Here is a 13,933-nt window from a genome sequence, read left to right on the forward strand (position 1 = left end):
CACCTGAAGGGCAGCCTCCTTGTACTCCGAGAGCGCCTCCGGATGAAACTGCCACTTCATCGGGCCACGGCTCGTCGAACCTGCGCCAGCGCCTCCTCCCCGGGAATGGTCTGCACCCGCCCACTCCGTACCTCGTCTCGCCGACGCGTGGCTTCCTCCATCCAGAGTTGGCGAACGTAACCGTCCTCGGCCGGATCAAGGCTCTCCACCAACCGATCTGCCAGGAGCGCTCGGGCTTCGCTAGGCAGTCCCAGCGCCTCATCCACGATCTGCTCAACGGTCATGCTCATGGCCTCAGCCTATCGCCGGGGACCCTGGTTTCAATCTCAAGGTTGGACATCCACACGCCGTTCCTGGGGCGCGGACTCTTCTGCCGGCAATTCTGGCGGACCCACTACCACCCGCATGACCCACACTTTTGGGACCACGACATCCTGGAGGATCCCAACGATCGCGGCTATGACGCAATACGGCGCCTGTTCTTGCTCGCGATGTCGCGGGACCTACCCAGTGCGCTCGCGGAAGGCCGCACCAGCAACTGACCCGCCGTCAGGCGGAAGGGTCCATGGCGCACCACCACAAGCAAAGTTCCATCCCGCCCCAACCGCCGTACATCTCCAGCAGTTCCCTCCAGGGGTGTCCTGCTTCCCCTTCCGTCACCGCCACCTTCGATCTGACGGGCGGACGGCCGGCACCCCCACGATTGACCGTGAGGCACCGTTCCGGAGATGGTCCAACGACCTTACCATGCCCCGTTGTCTTTGCAGTCAGTGCGCCCGCCCGCTGGAGTTCCCCGAAGCCATGGGCGGACAGGAGACCGAGTGCCCCTACTGCCACAAGCCCACGCGGTTGGCGGTGGACGCCTCACCACTGGTTCGACTGCCCTCCAATGTCCCCGCGTCGCCGTTTCTGAAGAGGGTGGGTGGACCGCCAGCCGTGCCCGCGCCGGCCCTGGCCACTGCGGCCCGCGGCCCGGCAACTTCATCGGTGGCGGCTCCGGAGGGCAGAGACACCTCGCTCCCCATCACGAGCATCCCCGCGTCACCCACACCCGACGCGGGGACGGCCGCCCTGGCCCGCCGGCTTCTGGATCATCTGGAACGGGTGATCATCGGCAAGCGTGAGCGCCTCATGCTGGCCCTGGTGGCCTGGTTCGCCGAAGGCCATATCCTGCTCGAAGACGTTCCCGGCGTGGCCAAGACCCTGCTGGCCCGCGCGCTGGCGCAGAGCGTTGGCGGCACCTTCAAGCGTTTGCAATGCACGCCTGACCTGCTGCCCACCGACATCACCGGGGCGTCCATCTTCAATCCGAAAACGACCGCCTTCGAGTTCCGGCCCGGTCCGCTCTTTGCCCAACTGGTGCTGGCGGACGAACTGAATCGCGCCACGCCGCGAACCCAGTCCGCCCTGCTCGAGGCAATGGCCGAGCGCAGCGTGACGGTGGACGGGATCCACTACCCGATGGAGCGACCCTTCCTCATCATCGCCACCCAGAATCCCATTGATCATGAGGGAACCTTTCCGCTGCCGGAGGCCCAGCTCGACCGGTTCCTGATGCGACTGCACCTGGGCTATCCCGCCCGGGCGGACGAACTGCGCATTCTGGAGTCCTTTCAATTGGGCCATCCGATCGAGACGCTGACTCCGGTCGCAGAGGCCCGTGAAATCCTGGAAGCCCAGGAACAGGTGCGCCGGGTTTCGCTGGATCCCAAGGTGCGCGATTATTTGCTGCGCCTCGTCACCGCCACCCGGGAGCATCCCTCGATCCTCCTGGGAGCCAGCCCCCGGGCTTCCCTGGCCTTGATGCGGGCCGCGCAGTCGCTGGCCGCGATCCAGGGATATGATTTCGTCCTGCCCGATCACCTCAAGGAACTGGCCCCCGCCGTCCTCAATCATCGGATCATCATTCACCCCGAGAAGCGCCTGCGAAAGGTGAGCGCCGAAATGGTCATCAATGAGATCCTCCACCAGACGGCCGTGCCCACCCTGCCGGGCATCACAGCCTGAGTCCATGAATGCTCCCATCGTCACCCGGGACGTACCTTGCCCCGGAATCATTCCGTGAACCCGGGAATGAAATGGCTGGCCGGCGCCGTCGTCCTTCTGGCCCTCGGAGCGGTCCTGCAGTTGGGACTGCTGGTCTATGCCATGTACCCCCTGCTCGGCGTCCTGCTGCTGGGCCATCTGCTCACCCGCCGCTGGGCGGACGGATTGCAGGTTCACCGCGAATGCGACCGGACCGAGCTGGCCTTGGGCGAATCGGTGACCGTGGAAGTCACCATGCGAAACGGCTCGCGCTTCACCATTCCCTGGATCCTTCTGGAGGATCATCTCCCGGCGGAGGCCCTCGCCGCCACGCCGGCCCGCGTGGTGTGTCACGGAGGACGGCTGTCCCTGGTCCGGCTGCGTCCGGGCGAGGAGGAAACCTTCCGCTACGAAGTCGAAGGCCGGGCCCGGGGTTGCTACCCGATCGGTCCGCTGCTCGTTGAAACGGGAGATCTCTTCGGCCTGCACCGTCGCTTCCGGGTCGCCGGCGAGCCCCACTTCGTGTGGGTACCGCCGCGTGTCGTTCCCCTGGAGGGATTTGATCTCGCGTCACCCCGGCCGATCGGTGAGATCCGCCTGGTCCACCGCTTGTATGAGGATCCGACGCGGACCTCCGGGATCCGGGATTATCAGAACGGGGATCCCCTGAATCGCATCCATTGGCGGGCCACCGCCCGGGCTGGCCGTCTGCAAAGCCGGACCTGCGAGCCCTCGGTGATCGCCGGCGCCACCCTGCTGCTCGATTTTCACTCCGAGGCGCTGAGCGGAGTCGGCGGCGCGGCACGCACTGAACTGGCCGCCACCACGGCCGCGTCACTGGCCAATGCCGTGCATCAGATGAACCAGCCGGTGGGATTGTTCTCCAATGGACGCGACACCATGGACCGCCTAAGAGCGGAAGGATGGAATCATGCTTTCCGGACCCGACATCAGGCGCGGGCGCGGGTGGCGCTTGAGGCGCACAGTGATCGGCTCCGTCCGGTCGCCGTGGAAACCCGCCGAGGCACGGATCAGTTTGCCCGGATCCTGCAAACGCTCGCGCGCCTGGAACCGACGGACGGCCTGACTTTCCCCGGATTGCTGTTGGAAGTGAACAGCCGGCTGCCGCGCAACACCACGCTGGTGGCGATCCTCCAGGAGGTGACCGAAGAAACCGCCGTTCTGCTCGGAGGCCTCCGGAAGCGCGGGTTTCGCGTGACCGTCGTGCGCATTGCTTTTGACTCCCAGGAGTCGCCTTCCTGGGCTCAGGGACCGGACTGGGCAGGCTGGCTGATCGCGACCGGCGTTGAGGTGCGACGCATTCACGATGAGGCGACACTGGCCCGCCTGTGCTCCGAGCAACTGCTTCGGTGAACCCCAGGAGACACGCCCCGTGCCCACCGCCATCCCCCGACGACCACGCCAGACGCTGGGCGACTATTTCGCCATCGGCCTCGCCCCTGCGCTGATCGTGGTGCTGGTGGGCAGCCTGATTCTCTTCCTCGTGGAAGTCTTGTATCGGGGAGACCACGGAGGTCGCCTCCGATGGACCTTGGGCTGGTTCACCCTGGCCAGCGTATTGATCACCCGGATCGCCCTCGAACTCGGATCCGCCCGCGGATTCCTTTACGGATTTGCACTGGGCGGAGTCACCGCGCTTTCCCTGATTCGCAATGTGGAACCCCCGTTCGCGGGACTAGCCCTCCTGGCGGTGTCCTGGGCGTGCGTGGACCGGCTGGTGCGGGACTGCACCTTGATTGACGATGACGACGATGCCACCGGCGAGGGACTGCTGGATGTCGCGGGACTGGGGGAACGGGCGATGGATGCTTCGACGGAGCGGTCTCCGGGACGAATCCTCTATGTTCAATACGCCACCCGTGAGGCGCGGGCGGCGATGTCCGCACCGGACCACCCGAATCCTCGGAAGCTGACCCGACCGCCGGGTCTTTGGGTCGTCGGCTTCTCCCTGGCCGCCCTGCCCATCTTCGGTCTGGGACAGGTGCTGCTGCCCGTGAGCGATACGGGGCGACGTGAGATGGCCTTCACTTGCTTGTGTTTCTATCTCCTGTCCGCCTTTGGCCTGTTGCTCACGACCAGCTTTTTGGGACTGCGCCGCTATCTGCGTCAGCGCCGGGTGCCCATGCCGGCGTCCATTGCCCTCTCCTGGTTGACACGCGGAACGCTGACCGCGGTGACGATGATGCTGCTCGGCCTGCTCCTGCCCCGGCCGGATGCCGCGTACTCCCTCCCGGCCCTTGCCGAGAGGATCGGAGCGCAATCAGTGCCTGCCTCGAAGGCTTCACCTGCCGGAGCGAAGGCGGGGACGGGACCGGGCACGCCAAAAACCACCGGCGACCAGGACACAGCCGGCGCAGGAACACCCCCATACTCCGAGGGTTCGGGCGGCACGGAATCTGGTTCTAGTCGAAATCCGCCAGTGGAGAACGGGGCCGGTCGGCGCTCCGCCGGCGAGAAGGCGGCCGTCGAGAACCCGCCATCCGCATCCGGCCCTCAAGTGTCCCCGGCTCGAGTTCCGTCCTCGCTGGGTACCATCTTAAAATGGCTTATCCATGCCCTCTTCGCGGCTGCGGCTCTGGTATTGCTCTGGTCTCACGGACCAGCGCTTTGGGCTGCCCTGGTCGGACTGTGGCGGGACCTATGGACCTGGGGTTCTCAAAAGGGCACCACGCAGGCATCGGGTTCCCAGGCCCCTGTCTCCCGGACGCGGCAGCCCTTTACGGAGTTCCGGAATCCCTTCCTGGACACCCGGCTGCAGCGGCTGTCACCCGGCGACCTCGTCACCTACTCCTTTGATGCGCTTCAAGCCTGGGCCGAAGGCTACGGAATCCCACGGCACCACCAGGAAACGCCCTTCGAATTCGCCCAGCGCCTCGCGGAGTCACTGCCTGAAATCGCGAGCCCCCTTCACGAGACTGTCCAATCCTACAGCCGGCTGGCGTACGCGCAGCGTCCTCCCGGGCCGGACCACCTCGCGGCCCTTCGTCAACTGTGGGCCTTCATGACGGCTCATGCGGGGAAAACGCCCTGATTGTTGAGGAAACCTCCCGCAGTTCTCTCCAGGCGCGTACTGCCTCCCCTGCCGCCGCCGCAACGATGGCCCTCCCCGTTCCGTCGGACGAAAGCCAAGTGAATGCACCACCCAATATCACAAGAATTCACCCGGAGAACAAAAACGCCGCGTCGGATCTCCATTTGTTTGCCGAACGCTCCGGTTCAGCGGATGGTCGCCTGCCCCGATAGCGCCAGCACCATGCTTCGATGTCTTTGAGATAGCGTTTCATAAGGAAGATTTGACTGATTTGCCGAACGACAGAACTGAGCGACAGCCACCCCGCTGTGCTAACGCCCGTGACTCTCGACCTTCAGGGCGCTTCGCCGAAGTCCGCGACTCTCATGCTGCGAAGCGGGACGGCTGTTCGCTCCAGCAATTTTGTTCGGCAGTCATCTCACAACCAACTCGTAAACTCCTCTGCCTCCATCTCTGCATCCTTGAGAATCTTGCTCAACAACCCGGGGCCAATCGTCTCGCCAGTGTGAACGGGCACCACCGTGCGCCGCCCATCCGGGTGGCGTATGAAGTGGTGACTGCCCTTGGTGCGCAAGACCTTGAAGCCTGCTCGCCGCAACGCAGCGATAACCTCGCGTCCACGCAATCGAGGCAACCGCGGCATACTCAGACGGTGACGCGTTGGACCCCGATGAACTCTGCGGTCGCTGGCACATCGCGCTCCACCTCCAGGCACAACTCGATGGCCTCTCGAACTCGGGTCAGGAGCGTGTCAAGCGAGCGAGCCTGAGTGTGGCAGCCGGGCAATTCCGGAACACTCGCCACGTAATACCCCTCCGCGTCGAGCTCTAGGATGACGCTAAACTCGCGTTTGCTTGTTTTTCGCATGGAAAATCTATGGCAGAGAATTCCCCGGCGCGCAATGTCGCCGACCCAAGCGCAGCGACCCGGCACACGAGGAGGTCCGAATGAAACCGCGACGTGTTGGCCGGGTTCGCTGCAGCGCACGGTTGAACGAAGCCGCTGCGCGGGGGGCTTCGCCGGGTGTGGCTTTCGGGTAGGGCTGGCGCTGAGAGTGCCAGTCTATGAGCGATTCATCAGACACGAGTTCCTCCACAGCCTCCCACACCGCCTCGCACCCCAACGCGAACCGTCCGCCGGCGCGCTTGACACCGCCGCGGCAACGGTTCACCGGACACCTGCTCCTGCAGCAGAAGGCGAAGCGGACCGTTCAGGCCTACACCGCCTGGATTTATGATCTGGCCAGGTTCCACAAGCGTTCCCCGGATCAGCTCAGGCAGCCCGAGAACCGTGTTGAGATACTGCACCTGATCACCGAGCGCAACCATTCAGTCACAAGGACTATCGCCACTGCGAAAGCCTCCAACAGGGACAGGACAACGATCCGTAGATCTGGCGATGGCGGGTGGCTGATGGAGCCTTGGATGCTGTCGTCATGCGCCAGCGTCGTCTGAAGGCTCCCGCCTCATTTCCGGTGGCCCATGATCCCTGCATGTCGCGGGTGGTGAAGCGGCGTACATTGACGTCAATCCGGTGCGGGCCGGATTGGTGGAAGATCCCAAGGACGATCGCTGGTGCGGGTACGGGGCGGCGGCCGCCGGGGATGCCACGGCCCGTGAAGCCCTGGCCGCGGTGGTGGCGATGGCCCAACGACGGCCGCAGGTCGCGCAAGAACTCGGGCAGGCGTTGGCGACGTACCGGATGTGGCCTTCGGACAGGGGGAGGAGCGGGAAGGAACAGCTCCGGACGGTGGATCGGAGCGGAAGGGATTTTCGCGGGAGGTGGTGCCGGCGGCAGGCCGGGCATGCCGAGGCCTCCAAGGACTGACAGCAGCCGACTCAAGCCCAAGTCCGCGTCGCGTCCTGCCGCGAAGGCACGAATCGGTGCTCCCCCAAGCCACGTTCCGCACCAGCGACGCTCCAGTCCCGCCGCCCCGCCAATAGCTGACCTGTCCCTTTGTGCCAAACGACGGCAACGAATTCAACAGCAACTGTACAAAGTCGTGGCGGCCGATTTGGTGCCCGAGCGTCCCGGACGACCAGAACCCAGAGCGGTCAAGCGTCGTCCAAAGCCATATCCGCTCTTGACGACTCCACGCCGAGTTTATAGGGAAATCCCGCACAGAAACCGCTACCGACGCTCAGTTAAACACCCCAGTTTTGTTGGCCTTTAACCAAGCACTATTCATGACAGATCACATGGCGCCATGTGATGAGAAATTTCGTCGAAGTTGCTCGGTCCGCAGTGCAATGTTCAGAAGGGATCGAGTCTTGTCTTGGCGAGGCGGGTGAAAAACCAGCGCAAGTCCTGCCCCTCGCCCCGCGGGGGAACGGACTCACCTTCGTAATACGAGCCGCGTTCTGGCGGCATGCTGCTCGGGTTCACCAGGCGATGCAGCTCGCCGTGCCCATCCACAAACGAAACTGTTGTGGATCGGGCGTGGCGGGACGCAGGAAGGTTGATCCAGCCGGGGCCTCGGGGACCAACGCCCACCTCGAATAATGAAGACCAAAGCGTATCAGCGTGGGTGTCAATGAAAGTCGCGACGTCTGCCCGATTGCTGCGCGACAGGTCGAAACGGCGCAGTACCGGATCGGTGATCCACCCGAAAGCCACCGCCAATTCTGTACCCATATAGCTGTTCATGGAATAAGATCGAAGACGTTGATGAGCCTTGCCGTCAATCACGGTGGGCAGGCGATCAGACGGACACTTAAACACCCGAACGCTCTGAAGATAAGGGCCCAGCACCCCATAATTTGGGTCCAGTGTGCCCAGCAGGTAGTGGACATTGGTTCCGGGAGACCTCCCGTAAGCGCTGTCACCCGCCGCCCAACTCGGCAAGTGGGTGCCGAGGAAGCCCGGAGGGTTATTGGGGACAAGCCAGTCACGATTGTCGTCGGCATAGAGACTCCATGCGATCATCAGTTGATGGTGGTTGCTCAAACACACCGCCCCTTCGGCCCTGGACCGTGCGCGGGCCAGAGCCGGCAGCAGCAGGGCTGCCAGGATCGCGATGATGGCAATCACCACCAGCAGCTCAATCAGCGTGAAGCCCCGCTGCGGTTTCATGTTTGTGGCGCCGTTGTGGCGGGTGCCGGCCTTCAAGGCTTAATTCACACACCGCTGAGGGTAGATGATGGATGCTCGGGTACCTGCGGTGCCCATCTGCCCGTATCCCACAATTACTCCGCTGTCACTGATCGCCTCAGCAGAGGTCAGGGTCCAACCCACTGGGTACATTCATGGCGCGAAGGGAGGTAGAGGTTTGGTTTGGGCACTTCGTCGTTGGTGAACAAAGCGTTCTCCATCTGAATCGGAATCATGGGGAGGTTTTCGTCTGGCTGAAACGGTGTCAACTTCCGATTCAGCAGTTCCCATTTTTAGAATGTAGTCCCGTCGCCCCGCCAAAAGTTGTCCTGTCCCTTTGTGCCGGGAGATGAACGACTTCACCCGAACTCCCGTCCCTGTGCGCGCGGGGACGTCTGGCGCTGCCCGAACCGTTGCGGGGCGACCGGTCGCAAACGAGGGACTCCGGAATGCCGTAAGGGGTTTCGGGTGACCGGATCACCCGGACGTCCGGCGTCCGCGCCACCGCCAGGCAGCCAGGCCGAGCGCCACGGTGCCCAGGCTTGCAGCGGCGGCGGCCGGACGTTCCACCACCGTCGCCCCGCAACTGCCCAGCACCGCCAGGAGGAACAACCCCGGAACCCAAGGCCAGCCCGGCACCGGCATCCGCTCCCTTTCCCGGAGTCTCATCCGGATCAATCCACCCACGGTCGCGGCGGTCATCAGGCCGAGGGTCAATCCCACATAGGTCAGCAGTCCCGCAAACGTCACGGTCGCCAGCATCGCCAGGGCGATCGCGGCCTGAGCCACCACGGCACGCCACGGCGGTCCGTCCCCGGTTGCGGAAAGCCAGTGCGGCAGGTGGCCATCCCGCGCCATGCGGGCGACCACCCGGGGTCCGGCCATGAGAAAGGAGGACACCGACATCATCAGGACCAGCGCGATGAGCGCCGAGACCGCGGCGCCCCAGGCGGGGCCTCCGAGCTGTTCCGCGGCGATCCGGCCCACCTCCACCTGCCCGGCGAGTTCCGAAACGGACGCCGAGTACACAAACACCCAGTTGAGGGCCACGTAGAGCGCGGTGACCATCAGCGTGCCCAGGAGCAGGGCACGGGGCAGATTGCGCGCGGGATCGCGGATCTCGCCGCCGACGTAGACCGCCGCATTCCATCCCGCATAGCTGTAGGAAACCACGATCAAGGCCACACCGAACCGGGCAGCGGCATCCGCAGTCCCGACTGGGTCCCCGGGGTCCGGCAATGCGATGCGGACCCGCGGCAGCGCCAGCGCCAGAAATCCGAGGATCAGGGCCAGATTCCAGCCCACGCCAAGGCTCTGGACCCGCGCCGCCTTCCCTGCCGGCAGGGCATGCAGGACGGCACAGGTCAGGAGCAGCGCCCCCCCGGCGAGCCGCGGGTCCGAGCCGGGAAACCAGGGGGCCACGTACCGGCCAAAGGCAAATGCCGAAGCCGCCGCCGGAGCGGCAAACCCGACCAGCAGGGAGACCCATCCGGCGACATAACCCGCGGCGGGATGGACGGTGTGCGTCAGGAACCAGTATTCCCCGCCCGACTCCGGCAGGCGGCGCCCCAACGCGCCGTAGCTGAGCGCCCCCAGCATGGCGATGACGCCCCCCAGGGCCCACACCGCGAGGACGGCCCCGGGCGAGCGAAGGTCCTCCAGCAGCAGGCCGCTCGTGGTGAAGACTCCGGTCCCAATCATCGCCGCCACCACCAGGGCGATGGCGCTCGTCAATCCCAACGGACGGTGTTCTGACATCGTGCAACCCGTTTCCACAGCGTGCACCGCGGAATCGGTCGGCACTCTGGGAATCTGCGGGAACCCTGGCCAGCCCAATGCCCGAAGGCACCCCGTCTCCACCCCGTATTTCGAATCCCGGCCTGAGGGGGGGCCTGCCGCCTACCGCCGGCGGCCGGCGGTCTGAACGCGTTCAAACGTGCCGCCGTCACCAAAGTGATCCTTTTGGGCGCGGCTCCAGCCCCCAAAATCGTGATCGATCGTCAGGAACTCAATCGCTGGGAACTTTCCGGCGTACCGGGCAGCCACGGATTCGAGACGGGGGCGGTAGTGGTTCTTCGCGATGATCTCCTGACCTTCCTCGCTGTAGAGGTATTTCAGATACTCGGTCGCGACCTGCTCGGTGCCCCGCTTTCTCGCGGCGCTCTCCACAATCGCGACCGTGGGTTCCGCAAGAATGCTCAGGGGCGGCACCACCATTTCAAGGGAGTCGCCGCCGCTTTCCGCCAGGGACAGGAAGGCCTCGTTCTCCCAAGTGATCAGCACGTCGCCAATGCCGCGCTGAGTAAACGTCGTTGTCGCTCCCCGCGCTCCGGTGTCGAGCACGGGAACATGCTCAAAAAGTGCGGTCATGAATTTAAAGACCTGATTGGTGTCCCCCCCGAATCGCCGAGCCGCAGCCCCCCAGGCCGCCAGATAGTTCCAACGAGCCCCCCCCGAGGACTTGGGGTTTGCAGTGATCACCGAGACTCCGGGCTGGACCAAATCCTCCCAGTCCCCGATGCCCTTTGGATTCCCCTTCCGAACCAAAAAGACCACGGTGGACGTATAGGGAGCACTGTTGTCGGGAAGCCGGCGCTGCCAGCCAGGCGAAATCTGTCGCGACCGCTCGGCTATGGCGTCCACATCCGCCGCCAAGGCCAGGGTCACAACGTCCGCTGCCAGCCCGTCAATCACCGCACGGGCCTGCTTGCCAGACCCTCCGTGCGACATGCGGATCGAGACGGAATCCCCGGTTGTCGCCTTCCAATGCGCCGAAAAGGCACGATTGAACTCCTCAAACAGCTCGCGTGTGGGATCGTAGGAAACGTTGAGCAACTCCACGGATTTTGGAGCCGCGATCGCCACCCCAAGGGTCCACGCGAACCAGAGTGGGAGCGTAACGAAGGCGAAGCGGACGCAAGAGGCTGCGTCAGCAAACAACAATGGGGCAAGTTTCACGGCCGTGGTTTCTTGATGGAATCACTCCCCGGATCCAAGCCGGGATTCAATTCGAATTTTCTCGACCTTCTCGATCTGCACCACGCGGCCGTCGTGAACGACGATCTGCACCTGGCCAAAGCGGAGTGATTCGACTTGAAGTCGAACGGCATTCAACCAGACCGGGACCGACTGGGATTCTCCAACCCCCTGCGTGACCACTCGTTTGTCCATGAGCACGATCCAAACACGATTTAAACTATAGAATCAATAGATAATTTAGAATTGGCGTCCATTTCGAGCAGGACGGACAACTTCTCGAGCCAACCGGCAACGACCGGCAGACGCGGCGTGCGGGCTGGGGCGGGCGCAAATCGCCGAACGTCGGTTCAAAGCACGGGAGATCCGGTCTCGGTGGCGAGCCCCACTTTGACGATGTCCAACTGCTGGAGGATGTCGAGTACCCGAACCACATACTGATAGTCGGCATCCGGGGTGCCTCGAACGACGTACGGTCTCTCGGCGTCCTGCTGTTGGAGGGCCGCGAGACTGGCACGGAGTTCCCCCAGTGTGAGCACCCGCCCGTTGAGGGAGATGCTGCCCGAGGCGGTGACCAGGATCTGGTGCGGAGGTTCGGGGGGACGGTCACTCGGCGGAGGCACCTGCGTCGAAGGCAGGTTCATCTCCAGGTGATTGACCATCTGGGGCGTGGTGATGATGAAGATCACCAGCAGCACGAACGCCAGATCGAGCAACGGCGTGATGTTCAGCTCGTTGAGCGAACTGTGTTGCGATCGCGAGGTCTTCTTCATGGCAGGCCTGAAGCGTCAGCTTCCGCGGCAACATCGAAGCGCACCAGGAACCGGGGGGGAAACTCCCTGGGAGGCGGACGCCCCAGGGTGCGGGTGGACCGGATCGCCTCCCGCACAGAGTTGTCCCAAGCGGTATGACCGCTGCCGCGCTGCCAGCGGGAATCCACCACCTCACCTCCGGGGCCGATGGAGAACTCCACCTCGGCAACAAACCGCTCGTCGGCCACACCATCCGGGCGCACCCACCGGGACCGCAGCATGAACTCGACGTAGCCCCGGTACAGGGCCACAGGGTCCGAGGTGGATTCCACGACCTTCGCGCCATCCGCAAAGTTAAACGCGGGAAGTCCGACCGGCGGAGGGGCCACCGGGGGGGCCGTGAGCGGTGCCGCCGGCGGTGGCGGGGCGACGTTCACCGGCGGTGGCGGTGGCGTCGCCGCCTGGGGAATCACGTCCTCACGGGGTAACTCAGGAGGAGGTTCCGGCGGATTGTCGGGCTCCTTGGGCTCCTCGGGCTCCGGAGGCTTTTCCTTCGGGGCCATGGTCACCGCGATGGTCTTGAGCTGTTTGCCCAGCAGCCCCTCGCGCGCCGCAAGGAACGCCAGACCCAGGATCACCACGGCATGAAACACCAGCGAGACGATCAGATTGACCGTCGCCGAACTGCGCTTCCTTCGTGGGGCCGCCATTGGCGTTCAGAGTTCTCCGGGCGCCAGCGGCTCCGTCGCCAGCTCCACCCGCAGCACGTTGGCCTGCTGCAACATGTCCATCACCCCCACGATGCGCGCATACTTGGTCTTGGCATCCCCGCGCACGATCACGCTCAGATCCGGGTCCGCGGTCCGCAACTCCACCAAAAGCCCGTGGAGCGCCAGCTCATCCACCTCCTGCTTGTTCAGGTACAGCCGCCCGGAGCCATCCACCGTTACATAATTGGCCTTCCGCGGCGGATCCTTCTCACGGCGGGACGCAGACGGCAGATCGAGGTCCAGGTCATTGACGATGGGCGTGGTGGTGATGATGAAGATCACGAGCAGCACAAACGCGAGATCCAGGAGCGGCGTGATGTTGAGCTCCGTCAGCGAGTGGTGATGAGTTTGGGAGCACTTTTTCATGACCCCCGTCAACCGAGGTTCGAGGAGACTCCCTCGCGTAATGCCGACTCGATGCGGCGCCCCAGGGATTCGTTGGAGCGCTCCAATTGCTCCGCCAGAATCCGATTCGACGCCGCCAACTCCTCAGCCAGCGGCCGGTTGTCCACATACGCGTGCTCCAGCGCCGTGGCATACTCGGACGCAAAATTGTCGAGCTCCTGGGTGATCGCCCGAATGCTGGTCACCATGAAGTTGTAGGCAAACATCGCCGGGATCGCCACCATGAGGCCGACGACGGTGGCGATCAGGGCTCCCGCCACGCCCGGGGCCATCGCCGTCAGGCTCGCGGAATTGGCTCTCGCGACGCCGGAGAAGGTCTCCATGACGCCCCAGACGGTGCCGAGGAGCCCGATGAACGGTCCACCCGCGACCGCGGTGGACAACACGACCATGCCCTTTTCCAATGCCAGCGCCTCGGCGCTGGCTGTGCGCTCCAGCGCGACTTTGACCGAATCGAAGGAGGCCCCGCTGACACGCCGGCGGCCGTCCAGCGTCACGGCGTGATGCTCGAGATGGTAGGCAAGCTCCTCGGAGCCGGCGAGATAGAGGTGGTAGGCCGGTGCGCCATCAAATGAAACCTCCGTCCTGGACAGTTCCAGCGGATCCCGGGCGGCCCGATAGGCGTTGAAAAACTTGCGGGCCTCCCTACGGGCAACCCAGAGCTGCCGCACCTTGCTCAGGATGACCGTCCAACTGAACAACGACACGACCACCAGAGTGCCAATGGTGATCTTGCCCTCAAGGGTGGCTCTTTCGAAGGCAAACTGAAGGGCGCCGGAAGCCAGCAGCGGGTCGAGGGAATGGATCGTCATATCACACGGGTTCAGAGGTTCGAATCATGGAAGGCCTTGGGGCGGCGTGCC

At 64.2% G+C, this 13,933-nt stretch carries 17 protein-coding genes; 6 read left to right on the plus strand and 11 right to left on the minus strand.

The genetic code is table 11. The features are described from left to right. Positions 1-56: 56 nt before the first annotated feature. Positions 57-290 carry an addiction module protein gene (locus tag KF791_10660; protein ID MBX3733043.1) on the minus strand — a complete coding sequence of 78 codons (234 nt, stop codon included), beginning with the start codon at positions 288-290 and terminating at the stop codon, positions 57-59. 42 nt (positions 291-332) lie between these two features. On the opposite strand from KF791_10660, the gene KF791_10665 reads away from it, so the two are divergent. The 4 genes from KF791_10665 to KF791_10680 all read left to right on the plus strand — a co-directional run bounded on the left by KF791_10665 (position 333) and on the right by KF791_10680 (position 5,077). Continuing rightward, positions 333-542, plus strand: a complete 210-nt coding sequence (locus KF791_10665; GenBank protein ID MBX3733044.1) for a hypothetical protein — start codon at positions 333-335, stop codon at positions 540-542. A gap of 589 nt (positions 543-1,131) precedes the next feature. Beyond that, positions 1,132-2,007, plus strand: a complete 876-nt coding sequence (locus KF791_10670) for a MoxR family ATPase (GenBank protein MBX3733045.1) — start codon at positions 1,132-1,134, stop codon at positions 2,005-2,007. Between the two features lie 66 nt (positions 2,008-2,073). Continuing rightward, positions 2,074-3,399, plus strand: coding sequence for a DUF58 domain-containing protein (locus tag KF791_10675; protein MBX3733046.1), 1,326 nt, complete (start codon positions 2,074-2,076; stop codon positions 3,397-3,399). Positions 3,400-3,418: 19 nt separating this feature from the next. Continuing rightward, positions 3,419-5,077 (plus strand): DUF4129 domain-containing protein, encoded by a 1,659-nt coding sequence (locus tag KF791_10680; GenBank protein ID MBX3733047.1) that lies wholly within the window; start codon positions 3,419-3,421, stop codon positions 5,075-5,077. 418 nt (positions 5,078-5,495) lie between these two features. On the opposite strand, the gene KF791_10685 is transcribed toward KF791_10680, so the two are convergent. Together KF791_10685 and KF791_10690 are read right to left on the minus strand one after the other, a co-directional pair. Further along, entirely contained in the window at positions 5,496-5,720 is a 225-nt protein-coding gene (locus KF791_10685) for a type II toxin-antitoxin system HicA family toxin (GenBank protein ID MBX3733048.1), read from the minus strand. Between the two features lie 2 nt (positions 5,721-5,722). Then, entirely contained in the window at positions 5,723-5,944 is a 222-nt protein-coding gene (locus KF791_10690) for a type II toxin-antitoxin system HicB family antitoxin (protein MBX3733049.1), read from the minus strand. Positions 5,945-6,141: 197 nt separating this feature from the next. Here KF791_10690 and KF791_10695 point away from each other — a divergent pair, with 197 nt between their 5' ends. Further along, positions 6,142-6,531, plus strand: coding sequence for a phage integrase N-terminal SAM-like domain-containing protein (locus KF791_10695; GenBank protein MBX3733050.1), 390 nt, complete (start codon positions 6,142-6,144; stop codon positions 6,529-6,531). Between the two features lie 79 nt (positions 6,532-6,610). Then, the gene (locus tag KF791_10700) at positions 6,611-6,904 is read left to right on the plus strand and encodes a hypothetical protein (GenBank protein ID MBX3733051.1); all 294 of its coding nucleotides are present in this window, start codon (positions 6,611-6,613) and stop codon (positions 6,902-6,904) included. Between the two features lie 426 nt (positions 6,905-7,330). On the opposite strand, the gene KF791_10705 is transcribed toward KF791_10700, so the two are convergent. The 8 genes from KF791_10705 to KF791_10740 form a co-directional block, all read right to left on the minus strand. Continuing rightward, positions 7,331-8,149: a prepilin-type N-terminal cleavage/methylation domain-containing protein gene (locus KF791_10705; GenBank protein MBX3733052.1), complete on the minus strand. Its 819-nt coding sequence runs from the start codon at positions 8,147-8,149 to the stop codon at positions 7,331-7,333. A 495-nt stretch (positions 8,150-8,644) separates the two neighbouring features. Continuing rightward, the gene (locus tag KF791_10710; protein MBX3733053.1) at positions 8,645-9,925 is read right to left on the minus strand and encodes an amino acid permease; all 1,281 of its coding nucleotides are present in this window, start codon (positions 9,923-9,925) and stop codon (positions 8,645-8,647) included. Positions 9,926-10,066: 141 nt separating this feature from the next. Beyond that, positions 10,067-11,032 (minus strand): sulfate ABC transporter substrate-binding protein, encoded by a 966-nt coding sequence (locus KF791_10715; GenBank protein ID MBX3733054.1) that lies wholly within the window; start codon positions 11,030-11,032, stop codon positions 10,067-10,069. Positions 11,033-11,146: 114 nt separating this feature from the next. Further along, positions 11,147-11,338, minus strand: coding sequence for a YezD family protein (locus tag KF791_10720; GenBank protein ID MBX3733055.1), 192 nt, complete (start codon positions 11,336-11,338; stop codon positions 11,147-11,149). A 155-nt stretch (positions 11,339-11,493) separates the two neighbouring features. Then, entirely contained in the window at positions 11,494-11,916 is a 423-nt protein-coding gene (locus KF791_10725) for a biopolymer transporter ExbD (protein MBX3733056.1), read from the minus strand. Beyond that, a complete protein-coding gene (locus KF791_10730; GenBank protein ID MBX3733057.1) occupies positions 11,913-12,605 on the minus strand; it encodes a TonB C-terminal domain-containing protein in 693 nt (230 codons plus the stop codon). The genes KF791_10725 and KF791_10730 overlap by 4 nt, the downstream gene beginning before the upstream one ends. A 6-nt stretch (positions 12,606-12,611) precedes the next feature. Beyond that, complete coding sequence (locus tag KF791_10735) at positions 12,612-13,031, minus strand: biopolymer transporter ExbD (protein ID MBX3733058.1); 420 nt, start codon at positions 13,029-13,031, stop codon at positions 12,612-12,614. Positions 13,032-13,039: 8 nt separating this feature from the next. After that, positions 13,040-13,882, minus strand: coding sequence for a MotA/TolQ/ExbB proton channel family protein (locus tag KF791_10740; protein MBX3733059.1), 843 nt, complete (start codon positions 13,880-13,882; stop codon positions 13,040-13,042). Between the last annotated feature and the right edge of the window lie 51 nt (positions 13,883-13,933).

This window comes from Verrucomicrobiia bacterium, from assembly GCA_019634635.1.
In the GTDB taxonomy this organism is placed as follows: domain Bacteria; phylum Verrucomicrobiota; class Verrucomicrobiia; order Limisphaerales; family UBA9464; genus UBA9464.

Excerpts from the sequence above, each read along its gene's own strand:
- KF791_10660 (MBX3733043.1), bottom strand. The coding sequence starts at position 290 with ATGAGCATGACCGTTGAGCAGATCGTGGATGAGGCGCTGGGACTGCCT.
- KF791_10670 (MBX3733045.1), top strand. The coding sequence starts at position 1,132 with ATGCTGGCCCTGGTGGCCTGGTTCGCCGAAGGCCATATCCTGCTCGAA.
- KF791_10675 (MBX3733046.1), top strand. The coding sequence starts at position 2,074 with ATGAAATGGCTGGCCGGCGCCGTCGTCCTTCTGGCCCTCGGAGCGGTC.
- KF791_10685 (MBX3733048.1), bottom strand. The coding sequence starts at position 5,720 with ATGCCGCGGTTGCCTCGATTGCGTGGACGCGAGGTTATCGCTGCGTTG.
- KF791_10690 (MBX3733049.1), bottom strand. The coding sequence starts at position 5,944 with ATGCGAAAAACAAGCAAACGCGAGTTTAGCGTCATCCTAGAGCTCGAC.
- KF791_10695 (MBX3733050.1), top strand. The coding sequence starts at position 6,142 with ATGAGCGATTCATCAGACACGAGTTCCTCCACAGCCTCCCACACCGCC.
- KF791_10705 (MBX3733052.1), bottom strand. The coding sequence starts at position 8,149 with ATGAAACCGCAGCGGGGCTTCACGCTGATTGAGCTGCTGGTGGTGATT.
- KF791_10710 (MBX3733053.1), bottom strand. The coding sequence starts at position 9,925 with ATGTCAGAACACCGTCCGTTGGGATTGACGAGCGCCATCGCCCTGGTG.
- KF791_10720 (MBX3733055.1), bottom strand. The coding sequence starts at position 11,338 with ATGGACAAACGAGTGGTCACGCAGGGGGTTGGAGAATCCCAGTCGGTC.
- KF791_10725 (MBX3733056.1), bottom strand. The coding sequence starts at position 11,916 with ATGAAGAAGACCTCGCGATCGCAACACAGTTCGCTCAACGAGCTGAAC.
- KF791_10730 (MBX3733057.1), bottom strand. The coding sequence starts at position 12,605 with ATGGCGGCCCCACGAAGGAAGCGCAGTTCGGCGACGGTCAATCTGATC.
- KF791_10735 (MBX3733058.1), bottom strand. The coding sequence starts at position 13,031 with ATGAAAAAGTGCTCCCAAACTCATCACCACTCGCTGACGGAGCTCAAC.
- KF791_10740 (MBX3733059.1), bottom strand. The coding sequence starts at position 13,882 with ATGACGATCCATTCCCTCGACCCGCTGCTGGCTTCCGGCGCCCTTCAG.